The following is a 23,223-nucleotide window of genomic DNA, read 5'->3' on the forward strand; positions in this document are numbered from 1 at the left end:
AGTTTTATTTTACAGCAACAATATTATTCAACATTTGTAGAATTTTTTCTGTTGCTTTATAATCGTCAAGGTTTTTAGAAGTATGAATTTCAGCAACCACATTATCTTCTCCATCAGCATATAAATAGAAAAAAACCGTAAAATGAATATGCATCACATCACCATTCATTTTCATATAAAGCATCTTTTTTCCGTTTACCAGTCGATACTCTTCCTTTACAATTTCCATATTAGAATCAACAGATTCTACTTCTTCTACCATTTTTTGTCTTAATTCCTCAATAGATTTTCCTTCTTTATTTGCAGCAAAAGAACCGAAAACATTACTTCCGTTTATTTTGGTTTTAAGAATATATTCTGTTTGCTGATCTGGATTATCATTTACTTCAAAATTCCATTTCTTTGGATTTAAATAAATTCCATATTTCGGATTCAATTGACTTTTAACTAAAAAAGTAGCATTCTTATCTACAGAAAATTCACTGTCATTTAGATCTCTAATATCATGTGGATCTCGATTCATATCAGTATATTCCCAAGTTCCATCATTTTTTAAAAAGACTGTTCTTCCTTCAGAAGTAATAGCGTTTTGTGCAAAAGAAAAATTCCAAGCAAAAACGAACAAAAAACAAAGTGTTATTTTTTTAAACATATCAATTACTTTAATTTCCTACATTAAAGTTAATTAATAAAAATGTTTTTATTTGTTAATTTTTAATTGAAATTAATTTGCTGATATATAGTTTTTTAAATGCTTTTGTTTTAGGTTTTACTTCAAATTATTTTAAAGTAATTTCTGGGAATAATTTTTTATATTTTTTAGGAACTTCTGAAGTGATAGAAAGTAATTCGCCAGTTTTTGGATGTGTAAATTTTAAAGAAAAAGCATGAAGATAAAGTCCTTTTCCTTTTAATAATAAATCTTCTTTTCCGTATAATAAATCTCCTAAAATTGGATTTCCATGCTCTGAAAGTTGTACTCTTAATTGGTGTTTTCTTCCTGTTTTTGGATTTAATTTTATTAGGTTTAAAAAATCAAATCGAGGAGATGCTACAGAAGAAATAAGTTCATAAGAAGCTTCCGATTCTTTATTTTCTACAGGAGTTTTTAAAATCCCATTTTCTTCCATTTTTCCTATTGTAATTGCTAAATATTCTTTCTGAACTTGTCTTTTTTCAAATAAAGAATTTAATTCTAAAATAGTAGAAGCAGTTTTTCCAATTAATAATAATCCACTAGTAGGGTAATCCAATCTATGAATTGGAAGTGGAGCAACAGCATCTTTTTCAGAAGATTTTTTTAAGTTGGATTCTAAAGCATTTTTAATTGTCCATTTTTTATTTCCACTAACTTCAATTCCTGCTGGCTTGTAAATAATCGCAAGAAAATCATCTTCAAACAAAACATCTAATTTTAAATCAATAGATACTTTTTTTGCCGTTTGAGTAGTGTCTTGAAATAAATCAATCGTATCACCAGAATTGATAAAACTTCCAGAATATCCACGTTTGTTATTCACTCGAATCAAACCTTTTTTTAACGAGTTTTTCATCGCTTTTTTCGAAGGAATTGTCGGGAAAGTTCCCGGAGTTAAATCACACAAACGAAAGGATTCTGTAATGGAATTTGGAACAACAAAAGTTCCTATTTTAACTAATACTGGTTTCAAATTTTTCTTGTTTAAAATATAATTTTGTAAAAATGCGAACTGCAAAAGTACAACTTCTTTTATTTAAAACCACCTAATTAACAATTACATTTTTAGATGTTCTAAGGCAAACTTCTTTCAACAACAGATTCTGGTAAAGATTTCTTTGCTTTCGCTCCCATATCTTTCAGTTTCTCCATACTTACAACAATATTTCCTTTACCTTCACATAGTTTATTCATCGCTCCAGAATATTCTGTTTTTGCATCATCTAAACGTTTTCCAATTTTAATTAAATTCTGAATCAAACCTTCAAATTTATCATACATCGCACCGGCTTGTTGTGCAATTTGAATTGCATTTCGTTTTTGTTTTTCGTTTTGCCAAATAGAGTTAATTGTACGAAGTGTTGCTAAAAGTGTAGAAGGCGTAACGATTACAATATTCTTTGAAAAAGCATTGTTATATAAATTCGGATCCATTTTTGAAGCAACCGCAAAAGCAGGCTCAATAGGAATAAATAAAAGCACAAAATCAGGAGATTCAATCTGATAAAGATCTTCATATCTTTTTCCACTTAACTGCATCACATGTCTATTGATCGAAGTAATGTGTTCTTTTAAAAGTGTCGGTTTTAAAGTTTCTTCCTCACAATTGATATATTTCTCATAAGCAGTCAGCGATACTTTTGAATCAATAATCATTTTTCTATTTTCTGGAAGATGAATAATTACATCAGGACGAAGTCTAGTTCTATTTTCATAATTTACACTAAAACTTTTTTCCATTTCAAATTCACGACCTTTTTCCAAACCAGATTTTTCTAAAACTCTTTCTAAGATAATTTCCCCCCAGTTTCCTTGCATTTTAGAATCACCTTTCAATGCTTTTGTCAAGTTCAAAGCATCTTTACTCATTTGTAAATTTAGTTTTTCAAGACCAAAAATTTGTTCTCTCAATGCAGCATGTCTATCAATTGTATCTTTATGTGTTTCTTCTACTTTTTTCTCAAAAGTCTGAATTTTTTCCTGCAACGGGTTTAAAATTTGCTGTAAATTGATATGATTTTGTTTCGTGAATTTCTCTGCTTTTTCTTCTAAAATCTTGTTTGCCAAATTCTCAAATTCAACCGAAAATTTCTCTTGAAGATTTAGAATTTCCTTTTTTTGTTCTTGCAACTTTTCTTTAAGCAAAACATTTTCAGAATTTCTTCTCGTATATTCTATTAAAACATCTTCTTTTTCATTTCTCAAATCTTCCAATTCAAGTTTTAGTTCCTCAATTGCTTGCTTTTTTTCCATTTGTGTTGTTTCCAACATATTTTGAAGATGCGCCAATTCAGTTGTTTTTTTCTGTAAATCTTCGTTTAGAGTATTAGACTTTTTACTTGCTTGAAGTTTTGAATATAAAAAACCAGCAATAGCGCCAATTGCGATACTTGAAATAGAAATAATTATCTGTTGCATTCTTTTTTATTTAAAAAGCTAAGATACTAGACTTTGTTAAAAAATAAAACCAAAAAGATAGAAGAAACCTACATTTTTAGCTAAATAAAAAATCATTTGTATTTAAATGCTTAACTTTAAAGAGAGTCAATTCAAAATCTTTTCATATGTCTTCATCAAAATTCTTTTTAAATCTGTTTAAAGTCTTATCCATTTTATTTTTAATATTTCTTTTTTCGAGTTATGTTTTTAGTGTTTTTTTGGAAAATGAATTGCGAGATATTACACAAAAAAAAGTAGAGGAATTCAATAAAACTTCAAGCTATAAAATCAAGATTGATAAAATTAATTTTAGTTTATTAAGACAAACAATTGTTCTAAAAAAAATAGAGATAAGTCCAGATGAGAAATATCTTTCTTTGATGGAAAATGGAAAACTGAATAAATCTGTTGCTTATAAAGTTTTTCTGCCAAAAGTAGAAATCGAAGGTTTTGGTGTAATTTCTTATATGAAAGATAAAATCATTCATTCGAACCAGTTGAAATTGATTGAATCAAAAGTTCGAATTATTCATTATGATGATGTAAAACGATTTGCGCACAAAGAACATATACAGAATTTGATGTTTGAGATAAAAGGAGTCAATGGTTTGATTTTGGATAAAATTCAACTTTATAAACCGCAGATAACTTTTGAAAATATAAATAATAAACAGAAATCTGAGATGGAGTTGGAGATGTATGATACTTCGGTTAATTCCATTGTTTTCAAAAAAAATGCTAAAGGAAAATTAGAGTTTCAAACAGAAAATTCAACTTTTACTTTAAAAGATTTTTGCTTGATTACATTTGACAAAAGATATAAGTTTTTTATAAAAGATTTACATTACGATTTGCATGAAAAAGCATTGCACTTAAAAGAACTTAATTTTGCACCAGATAAAAAAACACTACTAAAACTAACAGAAACTTATAAATATACAGAAGATGTTTTTTCTGTAGATATTAAAAAAATGGCTTCTACAAACTTTGATTTATTTACATTTTTTAAAGACGATGAAGTTCTTTTAGAATCTATTTCTATTTCAGATTTGGATGCTAAAATTTTAAAAAATAAAACAAAACCTTGGAATTATGATAAAAGACCGATATTTCCAAATCAGTTTTTAAATACTGTAAATACACCAATTATGATTGATAAAATTCATATTGAAAATGTTAGTTTGGATTATGAAGAAAAATTGAAACATTCGGATGAAAACTTGAAAGTTACTTTTAAGGAAGGAAATATCGAATTAAAAAATATTGCTACTAGTTTTTTTAGAAAAAAAGCACCTTTAGAATTATCTTTTAAAGGGAAGTTTATGGGAAGTTCCAATTTAGATTTAGAACTAAAAATGCCATATTTTAATCCAAATTTTGAAATTACAGCTTCTATGTCAAAAGCTCCTTTGACAGATTTTAATAAAGCCTTACATCCTGCAACAAATTATTCTTTTTTAAAAGGAGAACTGTTAAAAGTAAACATGAAAGCTACTGCAAATACCACAGAATCTTCAGGGGAAATGATCCTATTATATCATGATGCAGATTTTATCTTTCAAAAACATAAAAATGGAAAAGAGAATAAATTCAAGTCCTTTTTTGGAAACATTTTAGTAAAGAAAAGCAATCCAAATAAAAAAGGACATACGAAAGTTGTACCTGTATCTTTCGAAAGAGTTCCTTACAAAGGCTTAGGGAATTTTCTTTGGAAAACTTCCGAATCAGGTATTCGTCATACTTTTTTTGTGTTAGGTAAAAAAGAAAAATAATTATCGGTATTTTATTCGATATTTTTCAATATCGGTTAAAAATACGATAAAACTTATTTATTGTAATTTTACCCTGTAAAAAAAAAGTAGTACATTCACATCAAAAAGAATGAAAATATGGTAAGTGTAATTACTGGGGATATTATTAATTCTAGAAACAATTCTCCTGAGATTTGGTTGAAAGTTTTGAAAGAAGCTTTGCAAAATTATGGAGAAGAGTACGCAAATTGGGAAATATTCCGTGGCGACAGTTTTCAGTTATTAGTTGAAAATTCAGAAGAAGTCTTGAAAATTGCGATTTATTTAAAAGCAGCTTTAAAACAAATCAAAGGAATTGATGTACGAATGGGAATTGGAATAGGGAATATTTCTTTTCAATCTTCCAAAGTTTCACAAGCGAATGGAGAAGTTTTTATTTTCTCTGGCGAAGCATTTGAAGATTTGAAGAAGAAAACCATTCTGATTAAAACCAATAATACAATATTCGATGAAGAAATGAATTTGTATTTAGAACTTGGTTTGCTAAAAATGGATTTTTGGTCTGTTCGAGAAGCGACTTTAGTAAAAACGATTTTAGATTTTCCAGATTATACACAAAGTCAACTAGCTGAAAAATTAGAGAAAACGCAAAGTACGATTAGTGAAACTTTGAAAAGATCGTGTTTTGACGAGATTATGAAAATTGAAAAAATGTTTAAAGAAAAATTAAATAGAAAATGATATTATTGATAAAATTGCTTCTAGCTCATTTGGTTGGAGATTTTTTGTTACAACCTACAAGCTGGGTGAAAGATAAAGAGGAGAAAAAGATAAAATCGAAATATTTATATTATCATATTGGTGTTCATGCGCTGTTTTTGCTACTTCTTTTAAAGTTTGATTTTAAATATTGGTTAGGAATGTTGGTGATTGTAGCATCTCACTATATTTTTGATTTGTTTAAAATCTATTTTGTAGAGAAGAAGAATAATAGAATTTTCTTTTTTGTGGATCAATTGCTGCATTTATTGGCAATTATTTACGTAGTTACGCTTTATGAAAAAGTCAAATTCTTGGAAGAAGTTTTTGAGAGTCCAAAATTGTTATTGTTACTGGTTGCTGTTTTATTGGTAACAACTGTTGCTTCGATTGTAATGAAAGTGATTATCTCAAAATGGCGCCCTGAAACAATGGAGGAAAATGGCTCTTTAGAAGATGCAGGGAAATATATAGGAATGTTAGAAAGATTGTTTGTTTTTTGTTTTATCATCACAAATCATTGGACTGCAATTGGATTTTTAATTACTGCTAAATCTGTTTTTCGTTTTGGAGATTTATCACAAGCAAGAGATAGAAAATTGACAGAATATATTTTGATTGGAACTTTATTGAGTTTTGGTTTGGCTATTTCTGTAGGTTTATTATATCAGTTTGTAGAAAAATATATTAGTTAAGTTTTCGAAGCTTTCTTTTTAAAAATAAATAATAAAAGAAAAGACTTAGAAGTAGAACAGGGAAAATAACACAGAAAATAAAAAAGTTAGTTTCATAGTATGAAATCCCTAATAAATTGGAGATATTGATGATGAAATCAGTACAATAATTATATAGAAATTGAACTATTTTTTCCATTCTTTGATTTTCTTTTTTAGGTTTAAAATCTTATAAAATAAAAAAATAAATAGTGCTGGGAATAGAATCACGAATAGAAAAAGATTTGCAAAACGATAATTACCAGAAGACTTCAAAGTTTTGATTGTTCCAAAATATAGAGGGTCTGTAAATTGAAAATAATCTTTGAGTAGAGTAACATGATTTTCTTTACAATGATCCGTATTATGATGACAAGCCCAAGAACATTGATTTTTTAATTTTTTAGAACTGTTTAATTTAGTTTCAGAAAAAGAATAATTATTACTAAAACGAAAGTATTCATTGATTCCAATTATAAATAAAAAAGGAAAAAGAATCCAGAATAAAAATTTCCATTTCATAGGTGATTTTTTAAAAGATAAATTAGAATTTTAAAAAAAAGGTAACACAAAACATGTTACCTTTTTTAGTTTTATTTACTCAAGAAAATCCAACCATTTCTTGGTTCCATATTATTTCTATTTAATTCTAAAACATAATAATAAGTTCCAGATGGGAGAGGAGCATCAGAGTTTTTTGCAGTTCCATCCCAGTTTTCAGTGTTTTTATCTCCTTCATAAACCAAAGTTCCATATCGATTATAAATATAGAGTTTAAAATCAGGGAAATAATTTTTTAAATCTTCAATTTCAAAACCTTCACTAGAGTTTGAGTTAAAAGAATTTGGAACTTCAATATCCGGAATTTCACATTCTTTTACAATTAACTCTAATGTTGTCTTTGTTTCGCAATTTGTTTCAGAATTGAAAATTTTGATATATAAAATTTCAGGATTTGATTCATTAATATAAACTTCTGAAAGATTAATTGGATTTAAATTATTTAATAAATCTTCTTCAGAAGTATAAAAAGTAAGTTCGATATTTTCATTATCAACTTCTTCTAAATAAGAATTTTTGAAAGCTTCCAAATCAAATTCCGAAATTTGATAAGAAGTTTCACATTGTTCAATATTATCTTTTGGCAAAATAATTTTAGCATAAACATTTAATGTAAAACTTGTTGTGTCTTTACACTGTTCTTCACCTTTTAAAATTTTGACATAAATAGTTTTCGAATTTTCTTCAATGGAATAATTATCCGTAATCTGAATTTGGTTTTCATCGTTTTCTAGATCATTTTCTGTTTCATAAAAACTAATAATTACAGTTTCAGAAGTAAAAGTTTCTAAAATTTGATTGTATACAACTTCTAAATCAAATTTGGCTAAATCATCTAAAGGTTTACAAACAAAAAGATCTTCGATATCTGGACTAAAATCATTTTCAATTATAATTAATTCAAATGTTCCAGTAGAATTACAAAGAGAGACATTTTCTACAAAAACATAAATTGTTTGATTTTCACTTGTAGTATAATTATCAATATTTTCAATTTCGTTTTCTTGATTTTCTAAATCTTCTAAAGAAGTATAATATTGAATATTCGTAATTTGCTCGTTTGAATTTAAAATAAAATCTGAAACTTCACTAAAATCAAAAACTGCGACATCCTCATTATTTCTACAAGACTCTAAATTTGGTAAATCATCTAGAATTGGTGAATCTAAAATTGTTACTTCTATAGAAACAGAAAAGTTTTGAATTCCAATACCAACCTCAGCTGTAACAGTAAAAGTTCCAGTATCAGAGTAAATATGAGTAGTTTCTAAATCCGTAGAAATATTATTCGTACCAGAATCTGGATCTCCAAAATTCCAAACTACAGAATCTACATCTTCATTGTCAATATAAAAATGAGTTTCATCTCCCAAACAAAAGAATTGAGCTTTTATTGTTGGCTCAAAAATAGATTGAATAAAAACAGGTAGACCCCATCTGGTTTTTACACTAGAATTTAAAGCTAAACCTTCTTCTATATAATTTGCTGCCAAACCAGGTTCATTTGGAAACTCGATAAACGAAAGGTTTTTATAGGAATCAGTTACAGTTGTATGATATATTTTTCCATCGATAGCAATTTGTAAGGAACCTCTAGATCTCCTTTCAAAAGTTTGTAAAGAAAGGTCGTCATTGTAGGTTTTTTCATAAATATTTATTTTGGAAGCAGGAATGTCATTTGCGTTTAAATCGAATTGAGAAATAACTCCTAACTCAGAATAAAAACTAACAGCTTCACCATTATTATTCTCGAATTCTGTATAATAATCAATTTGTGCATAAGCATAATTTCCATTTGGCGAAAACTCCACTCCATAAGGAGATCCTTGATCATCATCACTTAATAAACTCAGCGGATTGGAAACAATGCCGGTTTCTTTATCAAAATCAAATAAATAAAGCAATCCTTTTTTGATTTCAGCAGCTATTCTAGGAGGATTAATATTGTTATAATCATTTGATAACGCAGGAAAATCTTCTATTTTATTGTTAGAATAAAAAGCAGAAATTAACTTAGTTCCTTGAAGATTAAATTTCATATATCCTCGCATATTTGTTACAGCAACATCATCATAATTTATTGTTGTGTTATCTAGAGGAGCTAAAATTAATTCTATATCAGGACCAACTTCCGAAGTAATTGGAGTTTCATTTACGCCACTAGAAGTAACTTTATATGCATAAAACTTATTTTCATAATGTGTCAATAACCAAAACCCTGTTCCATCTGAAGTTTTAGTTGCTGTCAATTTTTCAGAGCACTTATTTAACAATTGAATATTTTTTTCAGACTCAACAACACCGCCTAAACCAGCGTTTAAAGTCATGTCAATTGTAGAATATTTCAATCCAGTTGAAATTTCTTCAAAATCGGTATCATCTGTATGCACTGTGAAAATAAAATATTTGGTATCATCATTCGGATAAGGAACCACCATCCCTGAGCTAGTACTAGAATTTTCACCTCCAAGTTTGTCCTCGATAGGAGTATCTATGGGAAACATAGATTCATGATTTTTATTCCAAACATCAATTCCATCAGAATAAAAAAGTAAATCACCTTCAGGAGTACAAATGGAAGTACAACCTTCAAGAGTTTCCATTTCTCCAACAATAGGGGTTGGCGGGTTTGTATTAAAATCTAGTCCAGCATTTTCTCCAAAAAACCAGATACTAGATTCTTTTTGAGCAAAAACGGAAACAGTGAAAATAAAATAGAGTAAAAAGAGAGATGTAATTTTAATTTTCATTAATAAATGTTTTATAGATGTTTAGGACTAAATGTAATGAAAATTATAAATTTTAATAAAAAATATTTGATGAATATTGTATTTTGCGAAAAATAGCATACAATCTTGTGTTAAATAAAGTGAAAAAACTATGAAAATTATAAAAAGAATCCTTTTAGGAATAATTCTAATTCCAATACTTTATGGTTTAATTTCAATTATTTCAACATATATAACTATAAATCCTCAACAAGAAGAATCAAAAGAGAAGTATATTTTTCTTACAACAAATGGTGTGCATTTAGATATTGTTTTGCCAGTTTCTGAAATGAGTCCAAATTTAAGAGATGGTTTGCATTTTTCAAATAATTCTAAATTTATTGCATTTGGTTGGGGAGATAAAGATTTCTATTTAAACACGCCATCTTGGGAAGATTTGACTTTCAAAAATGCGATGAAAGCTCTTTTTTATAAAAGTGAAACTTTGATGCATCTTACAGAATTTTATAGACAAGAATCAGATTGGGTTAAAATTGAAATTTCGGATGCGCAATTGAAAAAAATGAATACCTATTTAGAAAATTCATTTCAAAGAGAAAATAGTGAAAAAGTTCTATTGAAAGGAAAAGGTTATAGTTATGATGATCAGTTTTATAAAGCAAATGGAAGTTATTCTTGTTTTAAAACTTGTAATTCTTGGGTAAACTCTGCTTTCAAATATTCGGATTTAAAACATTGTTTTTGGACACCGTATAGTTTTCGTTTGATGGATTTGTATTCGCAAGAAACAATTATAAGTTGGGATCCGAGATTTCCAAATGAAAATATTAGACGAGAACCTATCTTAAAAAAAGGATTTGAAGGAATAATATTCGATGATGGTTATTGTATTTATCAAAAACGAAAAAAAGATTCTTTCCTTGACTTTTCTTTTTCCTATTATGATGATTGTCAAATAGCAGTTAGCCAATTATTAGGTTTTAAAATCCGAAACATAGAAGAAACTGAAAAGGGTATAGAAAATCCATTTACTTTAAGAAAAAATGATAGTCTTAAAATTCAGACTATTTTGGAAAAGTTCGAAATGAGGAAAACTTCAGATATATTGAAACAATATCCTAATTCATTTTATTTTTATGTTGAATATTACTCAAAAATATTCAAATGGGAAATTTCTAAAGGTTTTGGAGAGGATGTTCTTTATCTTAAAAATTCACAACATTTCTTTTAAGTTAAAATAGTATAAGTTTTAGTTAGAGGCGTATCAGTTTTCAATTTTTCAATGCTTTATATTTGATTTATAAAATTATAAATAATGAAAAAGCTATTAGTAATAATTTTTGCATGTTCTTTAGGTTCATGTTTAAGTTTAGAAGAAAAGAAAGAAAAAGCAGAGAAAGAAGGAAATTCTATTGTCTCTATCAAATCGAAATTAATTAAAGGAGCAGGAGATGCTCTGAAGAGCGATGGGAAAGAAGCTGCAGAATCGGCAAGTGAAGGATTAGGAGAAGTTATCAAAGGAACAAGTTCAGGTTTTGATAAAAGTTTAGCCCGAGTAAATGTGAAATCGGATTCGACATTTTCTAAAGTTTTTGAAATTGGAAGAACGGCAATGAATGTAGAAAAAGATACTTCAAAAATTGTAGTTTATCTTATTGCGAATAAAGATTTTAATGGTAAAGTAAAGTTGAAAGCTTTTGATAACATGGAGAAAGAAATGGGAAGAAAAACCATGCCTGTAAATATGAAAGAAGATGATGCGGAATATTTTGATTTCATTTTTGATAAAAGAACTCCTCTATCACAAGTTGAATATTATGAAATTGAATTAAAATAAACTTACATCTAATATACTTTGTTTATTCTAATAAGCCAGAAACAATAATGTTTCTGGTTTTTTTATTTTCAATACTCTACTTTTGAAAACATTTACTTAATTTAAAAGGATGAAAGAATTTAAACACGAATTTCCAAAGGAAATCATTGAAGAACTGAAACAGATTGGAACTCCAAGACAATTAAAAAGTCATGAGGTTTTGATAAATAATGGAGAAAAAGTCAATAAACTATATTTGATTTTAGAAGGAGGAATGATTTTACTTTTTATTCATCCGAAAACTGGAAAAGAAAAAGCAATCAATTTTTTTATTCCAACATTTCATCCTTTAGCTACAATTGCAGATTCTTTTTATTATGGAAATCAATCAATTTATCAATTGAGAACTTTTACAAATACTTCTGTAATTGAAATTGATAAAGCAGATTTTGATAAATATTTAGAAGAATCAGAAGGAGGAAAATTTATTTATGATTTTGGTTTAAAATCTTTACTTCAAAAAAATACAATAAGAACTTTACTTACAAATTTAACAAGTGAGGAAATGTTGATTTATTTAAAAGATCATTTCCCACAAATTCTGCAAAATGTACCATCGAAATATGTTGCAGATTTCCTTGGAATTACTCCGCAATGGTTGAGTAAATTGAAGCATAAAATCTGATTTCTGAAATTAGTTTCAGAATTAGTAGTAACTTAATGTAGAACTTTGCCAAAAAATAATTCACGATGCAAAATAAAAATTGGGATACTACGAAAATGCCTAGTCAAAAAGGTAAAAATGTCATTATTACTGGTGGAAATGCAGGATTAGGTTTTCAGATGAGTTTAGAATTAGCCAAAAAAGGAGCTAATGTTGTGATTGCTTGTAGAAGTAAGGAAAAAGGATGGAATGCTGTGGAGAGAATTCAGAAAGAATTACAAAATTCGGATGCTAAACTGGATGTAATTCCTATGGATTTGACAGATTTCAATTCGATTGAAAACTTTGCAAAGGAATACAAAGCTAAATACGATACTTTAGATATTTTAATCAATAATGCTGGGGTTGTAAACTTGATTGAAAAAGGAACAACAGCTTCTGGTTTAGAAATGCATATGACTACAAATCATTATGGGCATTTTGCACTTACAGGAAGGTTGTTTCCTTTGATTAAAAAAACAAAAAATGCTCGTGTTGTTACGATGAGTAGCGGTGGTTATCGTTGGGGAGTTATTGATTTTGATGATTTAAATTGGGATAAACGTCCTTATGATCGTGTGAAATCCTATGGAGATAGTAAGCTTGCCAACATGATTTTCATGCGAAGTTTACAATTGAAATTTGAAAAAGAAAATATTTCAGCTATTTCAGTTGCAGCTCACCCAGGATTATCTGCTACGGAAAGACAACAAACAATAGGAATAGGAGGTAAGTTAACTAAAATATTAGCACAACCAGTTTATAAAGGAGCTTTGCCAGCTTTGAGAGCAGCAACAGATCCAGAAGTAAAAGGAATGGAGTTTTATGGACCAAGATTTGGAATGTTTGGTTATCCGAAATTAGTAAAAATCAAACCGATGGTTTTTGATGATGCTGTAGCAGAAAGACTTTGGAAAGTTTCGGAAGAAGTAACAAATGTAAAGTTTTAAGTTATGGAATTTAGAGCAGTTGTTATTGGTGCGACAGGTTTGGTAGGAAGTTTTTTAGTGAAAAAATTGATTGCCGATGAAAATTGTGTGGAGTTACGTTTGATCGTTCGAAGAAAAACAAAATTTGAACACCCGAAAGTAAAAGAAATACAGATTGATTTTGATAATTATCAAGATTATGTGAAAAATATAAAAGGAGATGTTCTTTTCTCGTGTTTGGGGACTACAAGAAAACAAGCAGGATCGAAAGCAAACCAAATCAAAGTAGATTATACTTATCAATACTATGCGGCGAAAAGTGCAAAACAAAATGGTATAAAAACTTATGCTTTGGTTTCATCTCCTTATCAAGATGTGACTTCTTCGAATTATTACAGAAAAATGAAAGCAGATTTGGAAGTTTCTGTAAGAGAATTAGATTTTGAACAAACAATTATTTTAAGACCAAATGGAATTGTTGGAAAACGAGAAATAGAGCGAAAATGGGAGGGAGCTGCAAGTAAAGTTTTTGATTTTCTTGGTTTAATAATTCCTCCATTACGAAAATTAAAATCTATAAAGGGAGAGAAAATAGCTGAAATTCTTTGGAAATTGTATCATAAAATTCAGAATAAAGAAAAAGAATTGATTATTCTAAGTAGAAATGAATTGTTAACTGTTTAATATCTTTTGATACTATACTCTTTATATGCATAGCGGAATTGAAATTATCTTTTTAGATTTTTCATTCCGTTTTTTTATTTGTTATGCATGAATAAAAAACTATATTTGATAAATTATTAATTTTAAAATGATTGCTATGAATTTTAAAAAGAATATTCAGTTAGTTTTTTTGTTTTTACCCTTTTTTCTTTTTGCTCAAACTTTTGAAGGTGATGATGTAATTATTCTTTCAGATGAATCAAATAATCAAAAATCAAAATCTAAGAAAAATAGATTTTTAAATGATTTTTGGAATAAAAGAAAAGGTATTAGATTCTCTGGAGGGAAAAATGATAATTTAGAAACTGAAGCAACATTTTTTATTACATCCTATCCTTATACAGAAGAAGGTTTTGGAGCAATGGTAACAAGATATCAAAATATTGGAGCTGGTTTAGAATACCTTAGAGTTGATGGGGAAAATGTATTTGGTACTAAATTATCCTATGAAAATCATTTTTTTCTTTTTTCTGGGCAAATTGGAGCAGATTTTCTTTTTTCAGATGATTCTCATCAATTTCGTTTAATGCCTAAAATAGGTTTATCAGCATTTGGAACTTTGACTTTATATTATGGTTGGAATTTTGATTTAATAAAACATAGTAAACTACAAACACAAAATCATTTAATTTCTTTACAGCTAAATATTATGTAATAAATTTGAATTAAAATTAGAAATGAAAACCCTACAAGATTTAATTGAAAAATATACTTACGATGAAAAAGTTCCAACAATAGATGATTTATTTTTATTGATTCAGGAAAATAATCTTGATGAAGAAAAAGAAATTTTAATTGACACTTTTGATTCTGAGTTTTGTCAAAGTCATTATGACTATATGTGTGGTAAATTTAATAATCTAGAATGGATTTTAGATTTACTCCAAACTGTTGAAAATATAAAAATTCTATCTCCAGATTTTGAACAATATTTCTATTATAAAGCACATGTTTTTGAAATGCTTTCGAGTGTTTCAGAGGACAAAAAAGAGAAGTTGAAATACAATCAACTTTGTCTGGATTATTTAAATCAATATTTAGATGAAAATCCTGAAAGTGTCACAACTTTAAATGATATTGCAGATAATATTTTTGTTCAATGTCAACTTAAAAATGATTTTTCTAGAGAAAATTTGGATAAAATAAAACAATTACTTTTAGAAGCTATTTGTTTAGAAAGAAAGGAAGAAAATCAAGGAGGTTTCTTTGCTTTTAACGGAATGGCAATTCATTCTTTTTTGGATAGACAATACAGTTTTTTAGGTTTAAAATTTGAAAATTATCAAACTTATTTTAAAGAATATCAAGTTGAGTTTAAAAAAGTAATGATTCAATTTTCAGAAGACAATCCTTCAATTTATTTTCATTGGGCAGAAACACTTTTAAGAATCACAGAATGGATTAATTATCCAAGTGAAGAAACTTGTAGAATAACTGAAGAAGATGTTACTTTAATTTGGAGAGAAGTAAAAGAAATTTCAAAGTATATCACGAATTTAAAAAGTAAAGATGAACATTTTCTAACAGCAATTGGACATCTCTTTCATAAAATTGCAAAGCATGAATTGGATTTTGATTTTTTTGCTTTAGCATTAAATTATTATCAAAAAGCAATTATTGTAAATCCGAAAACTTGGACAAATCCTTATTATGCTAGTGAAGTTTTAAAAAATATAGCTTTTATACATTTAAAGAATAAAGAGACAGAAAAAGCTCAAGATTTATTTCTTCAAGGAAAGACAATTTATAAAAAAGCACAAAATGAAATAAATGATTTTCAATTGAGTATTCATCATGCAAATTTTTTGATGGAATATGCCAAATATTTTGAAAACTATTCAAATACAGAAACTCTTTTAGAATGTAAAAAGCTGTATGAAGAAAGTAAAATTTTAGGTAAAGATTTTTACACGAGTCCTTTTTATGGTTTGGCAAAAACAAATTTATTATTAGGAAATAAAAGTATTTGTTTAGAAGTTTTGAAACAATGTTGTGAGATTTTTTCTAATGAATATCATACACATACTTTTGATGAGATTTTAAAAGATGAAGATTTTGTTAAGACTAAAGGTGAGATAATTAAAATACAAGAGAGTTTTAAAATTAAAATCAAAAAGTAAATGAGTTTTGATATACATATTAGTTGTAACTGCTATCAAGATGGTAAGATGGATTTTCCTGACTTTAAAGATAAATTAGAATTTGTTGAAGGAATTTGGTATTTAAAACATGAATACGAATGGACAGATTATGAAAAACATTATGATAATTGGAAATTTTGTGAACATAATCAATATGCTTATTTAGGTTCAAAAGCTCAATCCATAATTTATTGGAGAAAGTATTTGGAAGAGAATTATTCTACAAGATTTCAAAACTTAATTTTATTTTTTCCAAATGATAATAGCTATGCAAATTTTGATTATAATAAAGAGAAAGTTCTTTTAGAATTGAAAGAATTTATAAAACTTCAAAATGAAGAAAAATATATAACAAGATTAAAACAATTTGAAGAAATGCTAAAAATCGCAATCGAATTTAATCAAACAATTTATTGGAATTAAAAAAGACTAACACTGAAGTTAGTCTTTTTTCTTTATAAAATCGTGTATTTCAAATCTAAATAATAGAATTTCTATAAGTTAATAGTTTAATATTGAGGTTTTTATTTAAGCTCTATTAAATTGATTTGACCATCTTGAAGTCGATTAAAAGTTCCAACTAAAAAATCTTGTTCTTGTAGTTTAGTTTCCAATTCATCACATAAATCATTACAGTCAATTTTAATCTGATTTAGAATTTCGTATCCTGAAGTTGTTGTAATAAAACTTTCTCCATTTATTTTTAAATCAATATCAAATGAAGTTTCATTATTCACCTCTTGAGTTGATTTTACTTCTAATAATGAATATTTTAAGGAGCTACCATCTTGAGGTGGGTTTTCAACTTGTTGAACTTTTACTTTAAGATTGTAAATAAATCCTGATTGATAATCAAACCCATCAATGGAATTATAAAATTTTGTCCAATTATCAGAGCCTATTTTGTCATCTTCTTGAACTAATAATGTCAAAGATAAACCTTCGCTAATTCCCGTGTTTTGATAATGATTAATTCTCATGTCAATAGTTTGGGCATTGTCTTGATTATTATCATCATCTTTAGAACAAGAAAATAAAATTCCGATAATCATTAAAATTAATAAGTGCTTTTTCATAGTATAAAATTTAAGTTAAAATAATAGTAATTCTTTATAATTAGCAATTTTAGCAAAAATAGACTTTTAATATAAAAAATGAAAATCTTTTTTTATTTCTTCAAAAAATCTTTAAGTCTTTTATCAAATCTAGGATCTTCACCAAAAGTAAAATTTTCTGGCAAACCAAATTCAATTTTAAAACCATTACTACGATATTTTGGAAAAGTATAAACTCGATCACAACCAGCTGAAGAAGCCATACCCCAAAACCAAAAACCATAAATAATTTCGCCATTTAATACCATAGCAACGGGTGTGAAACTTGAAAAAGCTAAATTATTTATTCTTTTTTGAGCAGTATCTGTGAGGGTAATTTGTTGATTATCCCAATCAAAATTTTTGATATCATTATATGTAATTAATGGTGAATCATACAAATCATCTTTCTTTAAATCTAAACAAAATATGCATTCTTGTTTGCCCCCTTTATAGTTTTCGTAGTTTAAATCTAAGTTTTCTTTTTTAACTAAATAAATCTCAATTCCACTATTTTTATTTTGACTATAAAGTAGGGAAGAGGTGATAAATATTAATAGAATAACAATTTTTTTTAATTTCATAAATAGTAATTTTTAGTTGAGTTAATGTTTACAATTTTTATTCTTCAATCTAAATATATTTAAACTTAAAACTAATTGATTTTTTTAAAAAATATAATTGTTTCAAGAAATTAAATCTAAAAAAATCCGATTCATTTTGTTTTAATTGAATCGGATTCTCTAAATATATCTTTATAATATTAAGTTTTTTGATGTTTCTTTTTTGCTGCTGGAAATAAAACATTGTTTAAAATCAAACGATATCCAGGTGAATTTGGATGTAAATCTAATTCTGTTTTAGGGTCTCCAACTCTGTGCTGGTAATCTTCCGGATCATGACCTCCGTAGAAAGTAAACATTCCTTTTCCTTTTGTTCCATGAATATATCTTGCTTCTCCATTTGATTTATGTTCTCCCATCACAAGTATATTTGATTTCACAGTACTTCTATCAAAAGAAGTTGTTTGTCCCATAAAACCTTTTACTAAAACTGTATGATTTTGACAAAGCATTGTTGGAATCGGATCCCATTTTGCAGAATAATCCATCAAAGAAAAATAATCAGAAGTTCTAGGTATTTTTCTTTTTCTAGTCATGTCTATAGAAGAGAATTCATATTCTGTAGGATTTCTAGATAAAATGAAATTCTTAAAGGCAAATGTTTTTCTAAAATCAATTTTCGATTGATAATTTGCTTCCGAAGGATCTCCATCAAACATTACTTCTGTAATATCGACACCTTCAGCTGAAAGAGCAATATCAAAACTATCTGTTGCAGAACACATTGCAAACATAAACCCTCCACCAATCACATAATCACGGATTTTTTTTGCCACAGCCAATTTTTCTTGAGAAACCTTATTATAACCCAATTTTGTTGCTAAAGCTTCCGCATCTTTCTTTTGTTCTATATACCAAGGAGCCGCTCTATAATTTCCATAAAATTTCCCATATTGTCCTGTAAAATCTTCATGATGTAGATGAAGCCACTCGTAAACAAGTAATTTATCATCTAATACTTCCTCATCATAAATGACATCATAAGGAATTTCTGCATAACTTAAAACCATTGTTACAGCATCATCCCAAGGAAGTTTTCCTTTAGGAGAATAAACAGCAATTTTTGGAGCTTTTTCTAAAGTTACAGCTTCCATATTTTTAGAAGGACTCGCAATTTCTGCTAAAATAGAAGCTGCTTCAGAATCGCTAATTACATTATAAGTTACACCACGAATTTTACATTCATTTCTTGTAGCATCATTATCTTCTAATAAAAATGAACCACCACGATAATTTAAAAGCCATTTCGCAGATCCGCCATTTTGTAAAAACCAATAGGTAATTCCATAAGCTTTTAAATGGTTTTTCTGTATTTCAGCATCCATTGGAATTAAAATAAAAGAAGCAAAAGATTGTATAGAAAACAAAAAAGTGAATACCACCAAAATAGTAGTATTCACTTTTCTGCACTTTGAACTAAAATTTAGTTTCATAGTTATTTTTATGTTTTGTTAATATTTTTAAAAAGGTACATCACTATTTGGTGTTCCGAAATCTGTATCAAAAGGCGATCCAAAAGCATCTTCTGGACTAGCAAAGTTTGAAGGTGAAATTCCTGGTTCACTTTCTCCTCCTTCACCAGATAAATCATTCATTTTAGATTGAAATTCTGTTCCGAATCCTTCTTCTAAATCGGCGAATTTTGCTAAGTGTCCAATAAACTTTAAACGAATATTTTCTAATCCACCATTACGGTGTTTTGCAACAATAAATTCTGCTTGTCCTTCACAAGGCGTTCTTTCATCATCATCCCATTCTGTTTGCCCATAATATTCTGGACGGAAAATGAATGATACGATATCGGCATCCTGCTCAATCGCTCCAGATTCACGAAGATCGGATAGTAAAGGTCTTTTACTTCCACCTCTGGTTTCAACGGCACGAGAAAGCTGCGAAAGTGCAATTACGGGAATATTTAATTCTTTTGCAAGTGCTTTAAGATTTCGGGAAATTGTAGAAATCTCCTGCTCACGATTTCCTCCACCTTTTGCTGCTCCACCAGCGGTCATCAACTGAAGATAATCGATAATGATCATTTTGATTCCATGTTGTGAGGCCAAACGTCTTGCTTTTGCTCTTAAATCAAAAATAGAAAGAGAAGGAGTATCATCAATAAAAATAGGAGCATCTGAAAGATTTTTTACTTTCACATTTAATTGTTCCCATTCATGTTGTTCTAAATTACCTTTTCTTAGTTTTTCAGAAGTAAGTCCAGTTTCACTAGAAATCATTCTGGTGATAAGCTGAACTGATGACATCTCCAGAGAGAAAATAGCTACGGCATTATTAAATTCAATTGCCATATTTTTCGCCATTGACATTACAAAGGCAGTTTTTCCCATTCCAGGACGAGCGGCTAGAATAATCAAATCGGAAGGTTGCCAACCAGAAGTTAACTGATCTAGTTTTGTAAAACCAGATGCAACTCCACTCATTCCTTCTTGATTTGAAATTTCTTGAATTTTCTTAATTGCTTGTGAAACTAAGCTTTGTGCGTTTTCAGATCCTTTCTTTAAGTTTCCTTGTGTAACCTCGAAAAGCTTAGATTCAGCACTATCTAATAAATCAAATACATCTGTAGTTTCATCATATGCTTCGTTGATAATTTCTGTAGAAATAGAAATTAATTTTCTTTGAATATACTTTTGAAGAATAATTCTCGCATGAAATTCAATATGTGCAGCAGAAGAGACCTTTTGTGTAAGATTAATTAGGTATAAATCCCCACCAATCACATCAAGTTTTCCGTTTTTACGAAGTTGGTTTGAAACAGTTAGTAAATCCGTAGGTTCTGAATTTTCAAAAAGATTATAAATGGCTTCATATATATGTTTATGACCTTCTTTATAAAAAACGTCGGCATGTAAAATATCAATTACATCATCTACACCTTTTTTATCAATCATCATGGCACCAAGAACTGCCTCCTCTAAGTCTAATGCTTGAGGTGGGACTTTACCTTGTTCTAGGTTTATGACTTGTTTTTTCTTAGTATTTCTATAACCTGACGGTTGCGTTTCTTCCATAAAAACGAATAAAATTTAATTGCCGAAACAAAAGTGCAAAATAATACATTTTTAGCTTAATTTACAATATTTATTTCACATATAAATCACAATTTTTTAGATAATTAATTTTCAATTTATTAAGGGGATTTCGTATATTATAAACCTAATTTTAATAGTTGTTTATCTTTAATATTTTTCCCTATGTTACATTCTTCTTTAATATCTGACCTGCACTATAACGAAGATCATGCCATAATTTATGATCTTTTTGAAACACCAAAATCTTCTGAAAAAGCTATATTGTTTAGAAAAGAACAAACGGTAGACGAAAGCTTTTTTTTAGCAAATGGAGTAGTAGAAGTTTTTGCTGGAATTATTGAAATTACCCATGAAAATGAAGCTGTAAAAACTTTTGATAAAGGAGATTTATTCTTTTTAGAAATAAATTCAAAATTTACTATAAAAGCAAAAGTAAACACAATCTTGAGATATACTGTTTTTAAGTAAAAACTTTTTAAACTTATAAAAAAGAAAGCCATATCGTTTTGATATGGCTTTTTTCAAATGAAATAAAACTGTGAAATATTCTAGTCTTATAAAGGGGCGTTTTATTTCAAGAAAATTATGGACAAATAGCTGTCTCTCTTAATAATTGTTACTGCAAAAGAATGAAAGTTTTGAATTAGATTTAAAATAATTAAAGATAATAGGAGATTTTTTCAGTGTTTTTGTAAATTAAAGTATATAAAAGAAGAAAAGTGATTCACTGAAAAAATAGGCTAATTCACTGAAATTATAAATTTTGTCTTTTATCAATTTTTACATTTACAGATTATATGAAAATAATGTATAAACATATAACTATTTGGCTTATTTATAGTTTTCTGCTTTTCAGTTTTTATTTGATTGGTTCAAATACTTCATCTGCAATAATTCATACCGTTTCTTTTGTTGGAAATCAATTATTAGCTTTTTATTTAAATCATTATTTTCTTTTACCCAAAACATTTGAAAAAAGAAAATACATCACTTATGCTTTTTCTAATATTATTCTGATACTTTTTGGAGCTTTTTCTAATACTTTTATTGAAGGGTTTTTTGGTCATAAATCCGAGCATTTTGAATTGAATTTAGAATCTTTATATGCACATTCGCTACCTACAGTTTTAGCTATTTTTATCGCTTTTATTATTTATACTTATCTAAAAAGATTAAAACAAGAACAAAAAGAACTGGAATTATTGAAGTCAGAGAAAAACTTTTTGATTCAACAAATTAATCCTCATTTTCTGTTTAATACTTTGAATAATATTTATTCTTTAACAATTGAAAATAATCCAAAAGGATCTGAAGCAGTGATGCAATTGTCAAAAATGTTGGATTATTCACTTTATGGTAACAAACACGAATTTGTTTCTATAATAGATGAAAAAAAATATATCGAAAATTTTATCAAACTCTTTAGTTTAAAAGATGAAGAAATAGACGGAATTTCATTTACAACAAAGAATATAAATATAGAAACCAAAATAGCTCCGATGCTTTTAATTCCTTTTGTAGAAAATGCTTTTAAACATGGAAATATTGAAGAAAATAATATTGGCAAAATAGCTATTGAACTTTTTGAAGATGAAAATGAAATTAATTTTTCATGTGTTAATACTTTTCGAGAAGGGAAGAAAATTGATCAAATAGGTGGAATAGGAATTGTAAATGTAACTAGAAGATTAGAACTAATTTATCCAAAAAAATACGATTTGAATATTGAAAAAAAAGAAGGATTGTTTAAAGTGTATTTAAAAATTAAGAAAAAATGATTTATAAATGTATAATCATTGATGATGAACAACCTGCGAGAAGGTTGTTACAAAATTATTGTAATAAAATAGAAGATCTAGAAGTAATTGCTTCTTTTAAATCAGCTTTGGATGCAATAGATTTTTTGAAAAATAACGAAGTCGATATTATTTTTTTAGACATACAAATGCCTGAAATTACAGGGATTGATTTCCTAAAAATTATACAGAGAAAAGAAGCAAAAATTATTTTTACTACGGCATATCGAGATTATGCTCTTGAAGGTTTTGATTTGGATGTGACAGATTATTTATTAAAACCAATTGAATTTTTTAGATTCATAAAAGCAATTGAAAAAGTAAAAAAACTGGGTTTAAAAGAAGAAAATCAGACAGAAGAAAAGGAAAAGAAGGATAATGATTTTATTTTATTAAAATCAGGAAAAAAACAATTTAGAATTAAAAAAGATTCGATTAATTATATAAAATCTGAAAATGAATATGTGACTTATTATTTTTCAGATAGAAATAAATTATTGATTTATGGTTCGATTAAAGAAATTATTTCCAATAATATTTTGAATTCAAATTTTCTAAGAGTGCATCGTTCATATATCGTAAATATGAATAAAATAGATTATGTAGAAGGGAATAGAATTGTTACGGATACAATCAAAATTCCAATAAGTGAAACATATCGTAATGATTTTTTTGAAAAATGGCAAAAAAAATAGGTTCTCC

At 27.6% G+C, this 23,223-nt stretch carries 23 protein-coding genes; 14 read left to right on the forward strand and 9 right to left on the reverse strand.

What is annotated here, in order from left to right:
- Positions 1-4: 4 nt before the first annotated feature.
- The 3 genes from I0K12_RS12820 to I0K12_RS12830 form a co-directional block, all read right to left on the reverse strand.
- Positions 5-652 carry a hypothetical protein gene (locus tag I0K12_RS12820; protein WP_196888520.1) on the reverse strand — a complete coding sequence of 216 codons (648 nt, stop codon included), beginning with the start codon at positions 650-652 and terminating at the stop codon, positions 5-7.
- Positions 653-779: 127 nt separating this feature from the next.
- Entirely contained in the window at positions 780-1,670 is an 891-nt protein-coding gene (locus I0K12_RS12825; RefSeq protein ID WP_231372758.1) for an RluA family pseudouridine synthase, read from the reverse strand.
- A 101-nt stretch (positions 1,671-1,771) separates the two neighbouring features.
- Entirely contained in the window at positions 1,772-3,115 is a 1,344-nt protein-coding gene (locus I0K12_RS12830; protein ID WP_196888521.1) for a DNA recombination protein RmuC, read from the reverse strand.
- A gap of 146 nt (positions 3,116-3,261) precedes the next feature.
- Here I0K12_RS12830 and I0K12_RS12835 point away from each other — a divergent pair, with 146 nt between their 5' ends.
- The 3 genes from I0K12_RS12835 to I0K12_RS12845 all read left to right on the forward strand — a co-directional run bounded on the left by I0K12_RS12835 (position 3,262) and on the right by I0K12_RS12845 (position 6,341).
- Entirely contained in the window at positions 3,262-4,908 is a 1,647-nt protein-coding gene (locus tag I0K12_RS12835) for a DUF748 domain-containing protein (protein ID WP_196888522.1), read from the forward strand.
- Positions 4,909-5,025: 117 nt separating this feature from the next.
- Entirely contained in the window at positions 5,026-5,628 is a 603-nt protein-coding gene (locus tag I0K12_RS12840; RefSeq protein ID WP_196888523.1) for a SatD family protein, read from the forward strand.
- Complete coding sequence (locus I0K12_RS12845; protein ID WP_196888524.1) at positions 5,625-6,341, forward strand: DUF3307 domain-containing protein; 717 nt, start codon at positions 5,625-5,627, stop codon at positions 6,339-6,341. Before I0K12_RS12840 ends, I0K12_RS12845 begins: the two co-directional genes overlap by 4 nt.
- Positions 6,342-6,506: 165 nt before the next feature.
- On the opposite strand, the gene I0K12_RS12850 is transcribed toward I0K12_RS12845, so the two are convergent.
- Together I0K12_RS12850 and I0K12_RS12855 are read right to left on the reverse strand one after the other, a co-directional pair.
- A complete protein-coding gene (locus I0K12_RS12850) occupies positions 6,507-6,881 on the reverse strand; it encodes a hypothetical protein (RefSeq protein WP_196888525.1) in 375 nt (124 codons plus the stop codon).
- Between the two features lie 71 nt (positions 6,882-6,952).
- Positions 6,953-9,670 carry a gliding motility-associated C-terminal domain-containing protein gene (locus tag I0K12_RS12855; RefSeq protein ID WP_196888526.1) on the reverse strand — a complete coding sequence of 906 codons (2,718 nt, stop codon included), beginning with the start codon at positions 9,668-9,670 and terminating at the stop codon, positions 6,953-6,955.
- 130 nt (positions 9,671-9,800) lie between these two features.
- Between I0K12_RS12855 and I0K12_RS12860 the strand changes: the two genes are divergently transcribed.
- From I0K12_RS12860 to I0K12_RS12895, 8 genes are all read left to right on the forward strand, one after another.
- The gene (locus tag I0K12_RS12860; protein ID WP_196888527.1) at positions 9,801-10,880 is read left to right on the forward strand and encodes a DUF2459 domain-containing protein; all 1,080 of its coding nucleotides are present in this window, start codon (positions 9,801-9,803) and stop codon (positions 10,878-10,880) included.
- Positions 10,881-10,964: 84 nt separating this feature from the next.
- Positions 10,965-11,486 carry a hypothetical protein gene (locus tag I0K12_RS12865; RefSeq protein ID WP_196888528.1) on the forward strand — a complete coding sequence of 174 codons (522 nt, stop codon included), beginning with the start codon at positions 10,965-10,967 and terminating at the stop codon, positions 11,484-11,486.
- Positions 11,487-11,595: 109 nt separating this feature from the next.
- Positions 11,596-12,150 carry a Crp/Fnr family transcriptional regulator gene (locus tag I0K12_RS12870; RefSeq protein ID WP_196888529.1) on the forward strand — a complete coding sequence of 185 codons (555 nt, stop codon included), beginning with the start codon at positions 11,596-11,598 and terminating at the stop codon, positions 12,148-12,150.
- A gap of 65 nt (positions 12,151-12,215) precedes the next feature.
- Complete coding sequence (locus I0K12_RS12875; RefSeq protein ID WP_196888530.1) at positions 12,216-13,118, forward strand: oxidoreductase; 903 nt, start codon at positions 12,216-12,218, stop codon at positions 13,116-13,118.
- Between the two features lie 3 nt (positions 13,119-13,121).
- Positions 13,122-13,781, forward strand: coding sequence for an NAD(P)H-binding protein (locus I0K12_RS12880; RefSeq protein ID WP_196888531.1), 660 nt, complete (start codon positions 13,122-13,124; stop codon positions 13,779-13,781).
- 136 nt (positions 13,782-13,917) lie between these two features.
- The gene (locus tag I0K12_RS12885; protein WP_196888532.1) at positions 13,918-14,475 is read left to right on the forward strand and encodes a hypothetical protein; all 558 of its coding nucleotides are present in this window, start codon (positions 13,918-13,920) and stop codon (positions 14,473-14,475) included.
- Positions 14,476-14,497: 22 nt separating this feature from the next.
- Entirely contained in the window at positions 14,498-15,940 is a 1,443-nt protein-coding gene (locus I0K12_RS12890) for a hypothetical protein (protein ID WP_196888533.1), read from the forward strand.
- Positions 15,941-16,384 carry a hypothetical protein gene (locus I0K12_RS12895; protein ID WP_196888534.1) on the forward strand — a complete coding sequence of 148 codons (444 nt, stop codon included), beginning with the start codon at positions 15,941-15,943 and terminating at the stop codon, positions 16,382-16,384.
- A gap of 101 nt (positions 16,385-16,485) precedes the next feature.
- Here the strand turns inward: I0K12_RS12895 and I0K12_RS12900 are convergent, their stop codons facing one another.
- The 4 genes from I0K12_RS12900 to dnaB form a co-directional block, all read right to left on the reverse strand.
- Positions 16,486-17,037 (reverse strand): DUF4377 domain-containing protein, encoded by a 552-nt coding sequence (locus I0K12_RS12900; RefSeq protein ID WP_231372759.1) that lies wholly within the window; start codon positions 17,035-17,037, stop codon positions 16,486-16,488.
- A gap of 92 nt (positions 17,038-17,129) precedes the next feature.
- Positions 17,130-17,639 carry a hypothetical protein gene (locus I0K12_RS12905; protein WP_196888535.1) on the reverse strand — a complete coding sequence of 170 codons (510 nt, stop codon included), beginning with the start codon at positions 17,637-17,639 and terminating at the stop codon, positions 17,130-17,132.
- A gap of 179 nt (positions 17,640-17,818) precedes the next feature.
- Positions 17,819-19,111, reverse strand: a complete 1,293-nt coding sequence (locus I0K12_RS12910) for an asparagine synthetase B (protein WP_196888536.1) — start codon at positions 19,109-19,111, stop codon at positions 17,819-17,821.
- A 27-nt stretch (positions 19,112-19,138) separates the two neighbouring features.
- Positions 19,139-20,704 (reverse strand): replicative DNA helicase, encoded by a 1,566-nt coding sequence (gene dnaB, locus I0K12_RS12915; protein WP_196888537.1) that lies wholly within the window; start codon positions 20,702-20,704, stop codon positions 19,139-19,141.
- 183 nt (positions 20,705-20,887) lie between these two features.
- On the opposite strand from dnaB, the gene I0K12_RS12920 reads away from it, so the two are divergent.
- The 3 genes from I0K12_RS12920 (at position 20,888) to I0K12_RS12930 (ending at position 23,216) form a co-directional block, all read left to right on the forward strand.
- Entirely contained in the window at positions 20,888-21,193 is a 306-nt protein-coding gene (locus I0K12_RS12920) for a hypothetical protein (RefSeq protein WP_196888538.1), read from the forward strand.
- A 338-nt stretch (positions 21,194-21,531) separates the two neighbouring features.
- Positions 21,532-22,503 (forward strand): sensor histidine kinase, encoded by a 972-nt coding sequence (locus tag I0K12_RS12925; RefSeq protein ID WP_196888539.1) that lies wholly within the window; start codon positions 21,532-21,534, stop codon positions 22,501-22,503.
- Positions 22,500-23,216: a LytR/AlgR family response regulator transcription factor gene (locus tag I0K12_RS12930; RefSeq protein WP_196888540.1), complete on the forward strand. Its 717-nt coding sequence runs from the start codon at positions 22,500-22,502 to the stop codon at positions 23,214-23,216. Before I0K12_RS12925 ends, I0K12_RS12930 begins: the two co-directional genes overlap by 4 nt.
- The last annotated feature ends 7 nt before the right edge of the window (positions 23,217-23,223 follow it).

The sequence above is a fragment of the Aureivirga sp. CE67 genome (assembly GCF_015767245.1).
Lineage (GTDB): Bacteria > Bacteroidota > Bacteroidia > Flavobacteriales > Flavobacteriaceae > Aureivirga.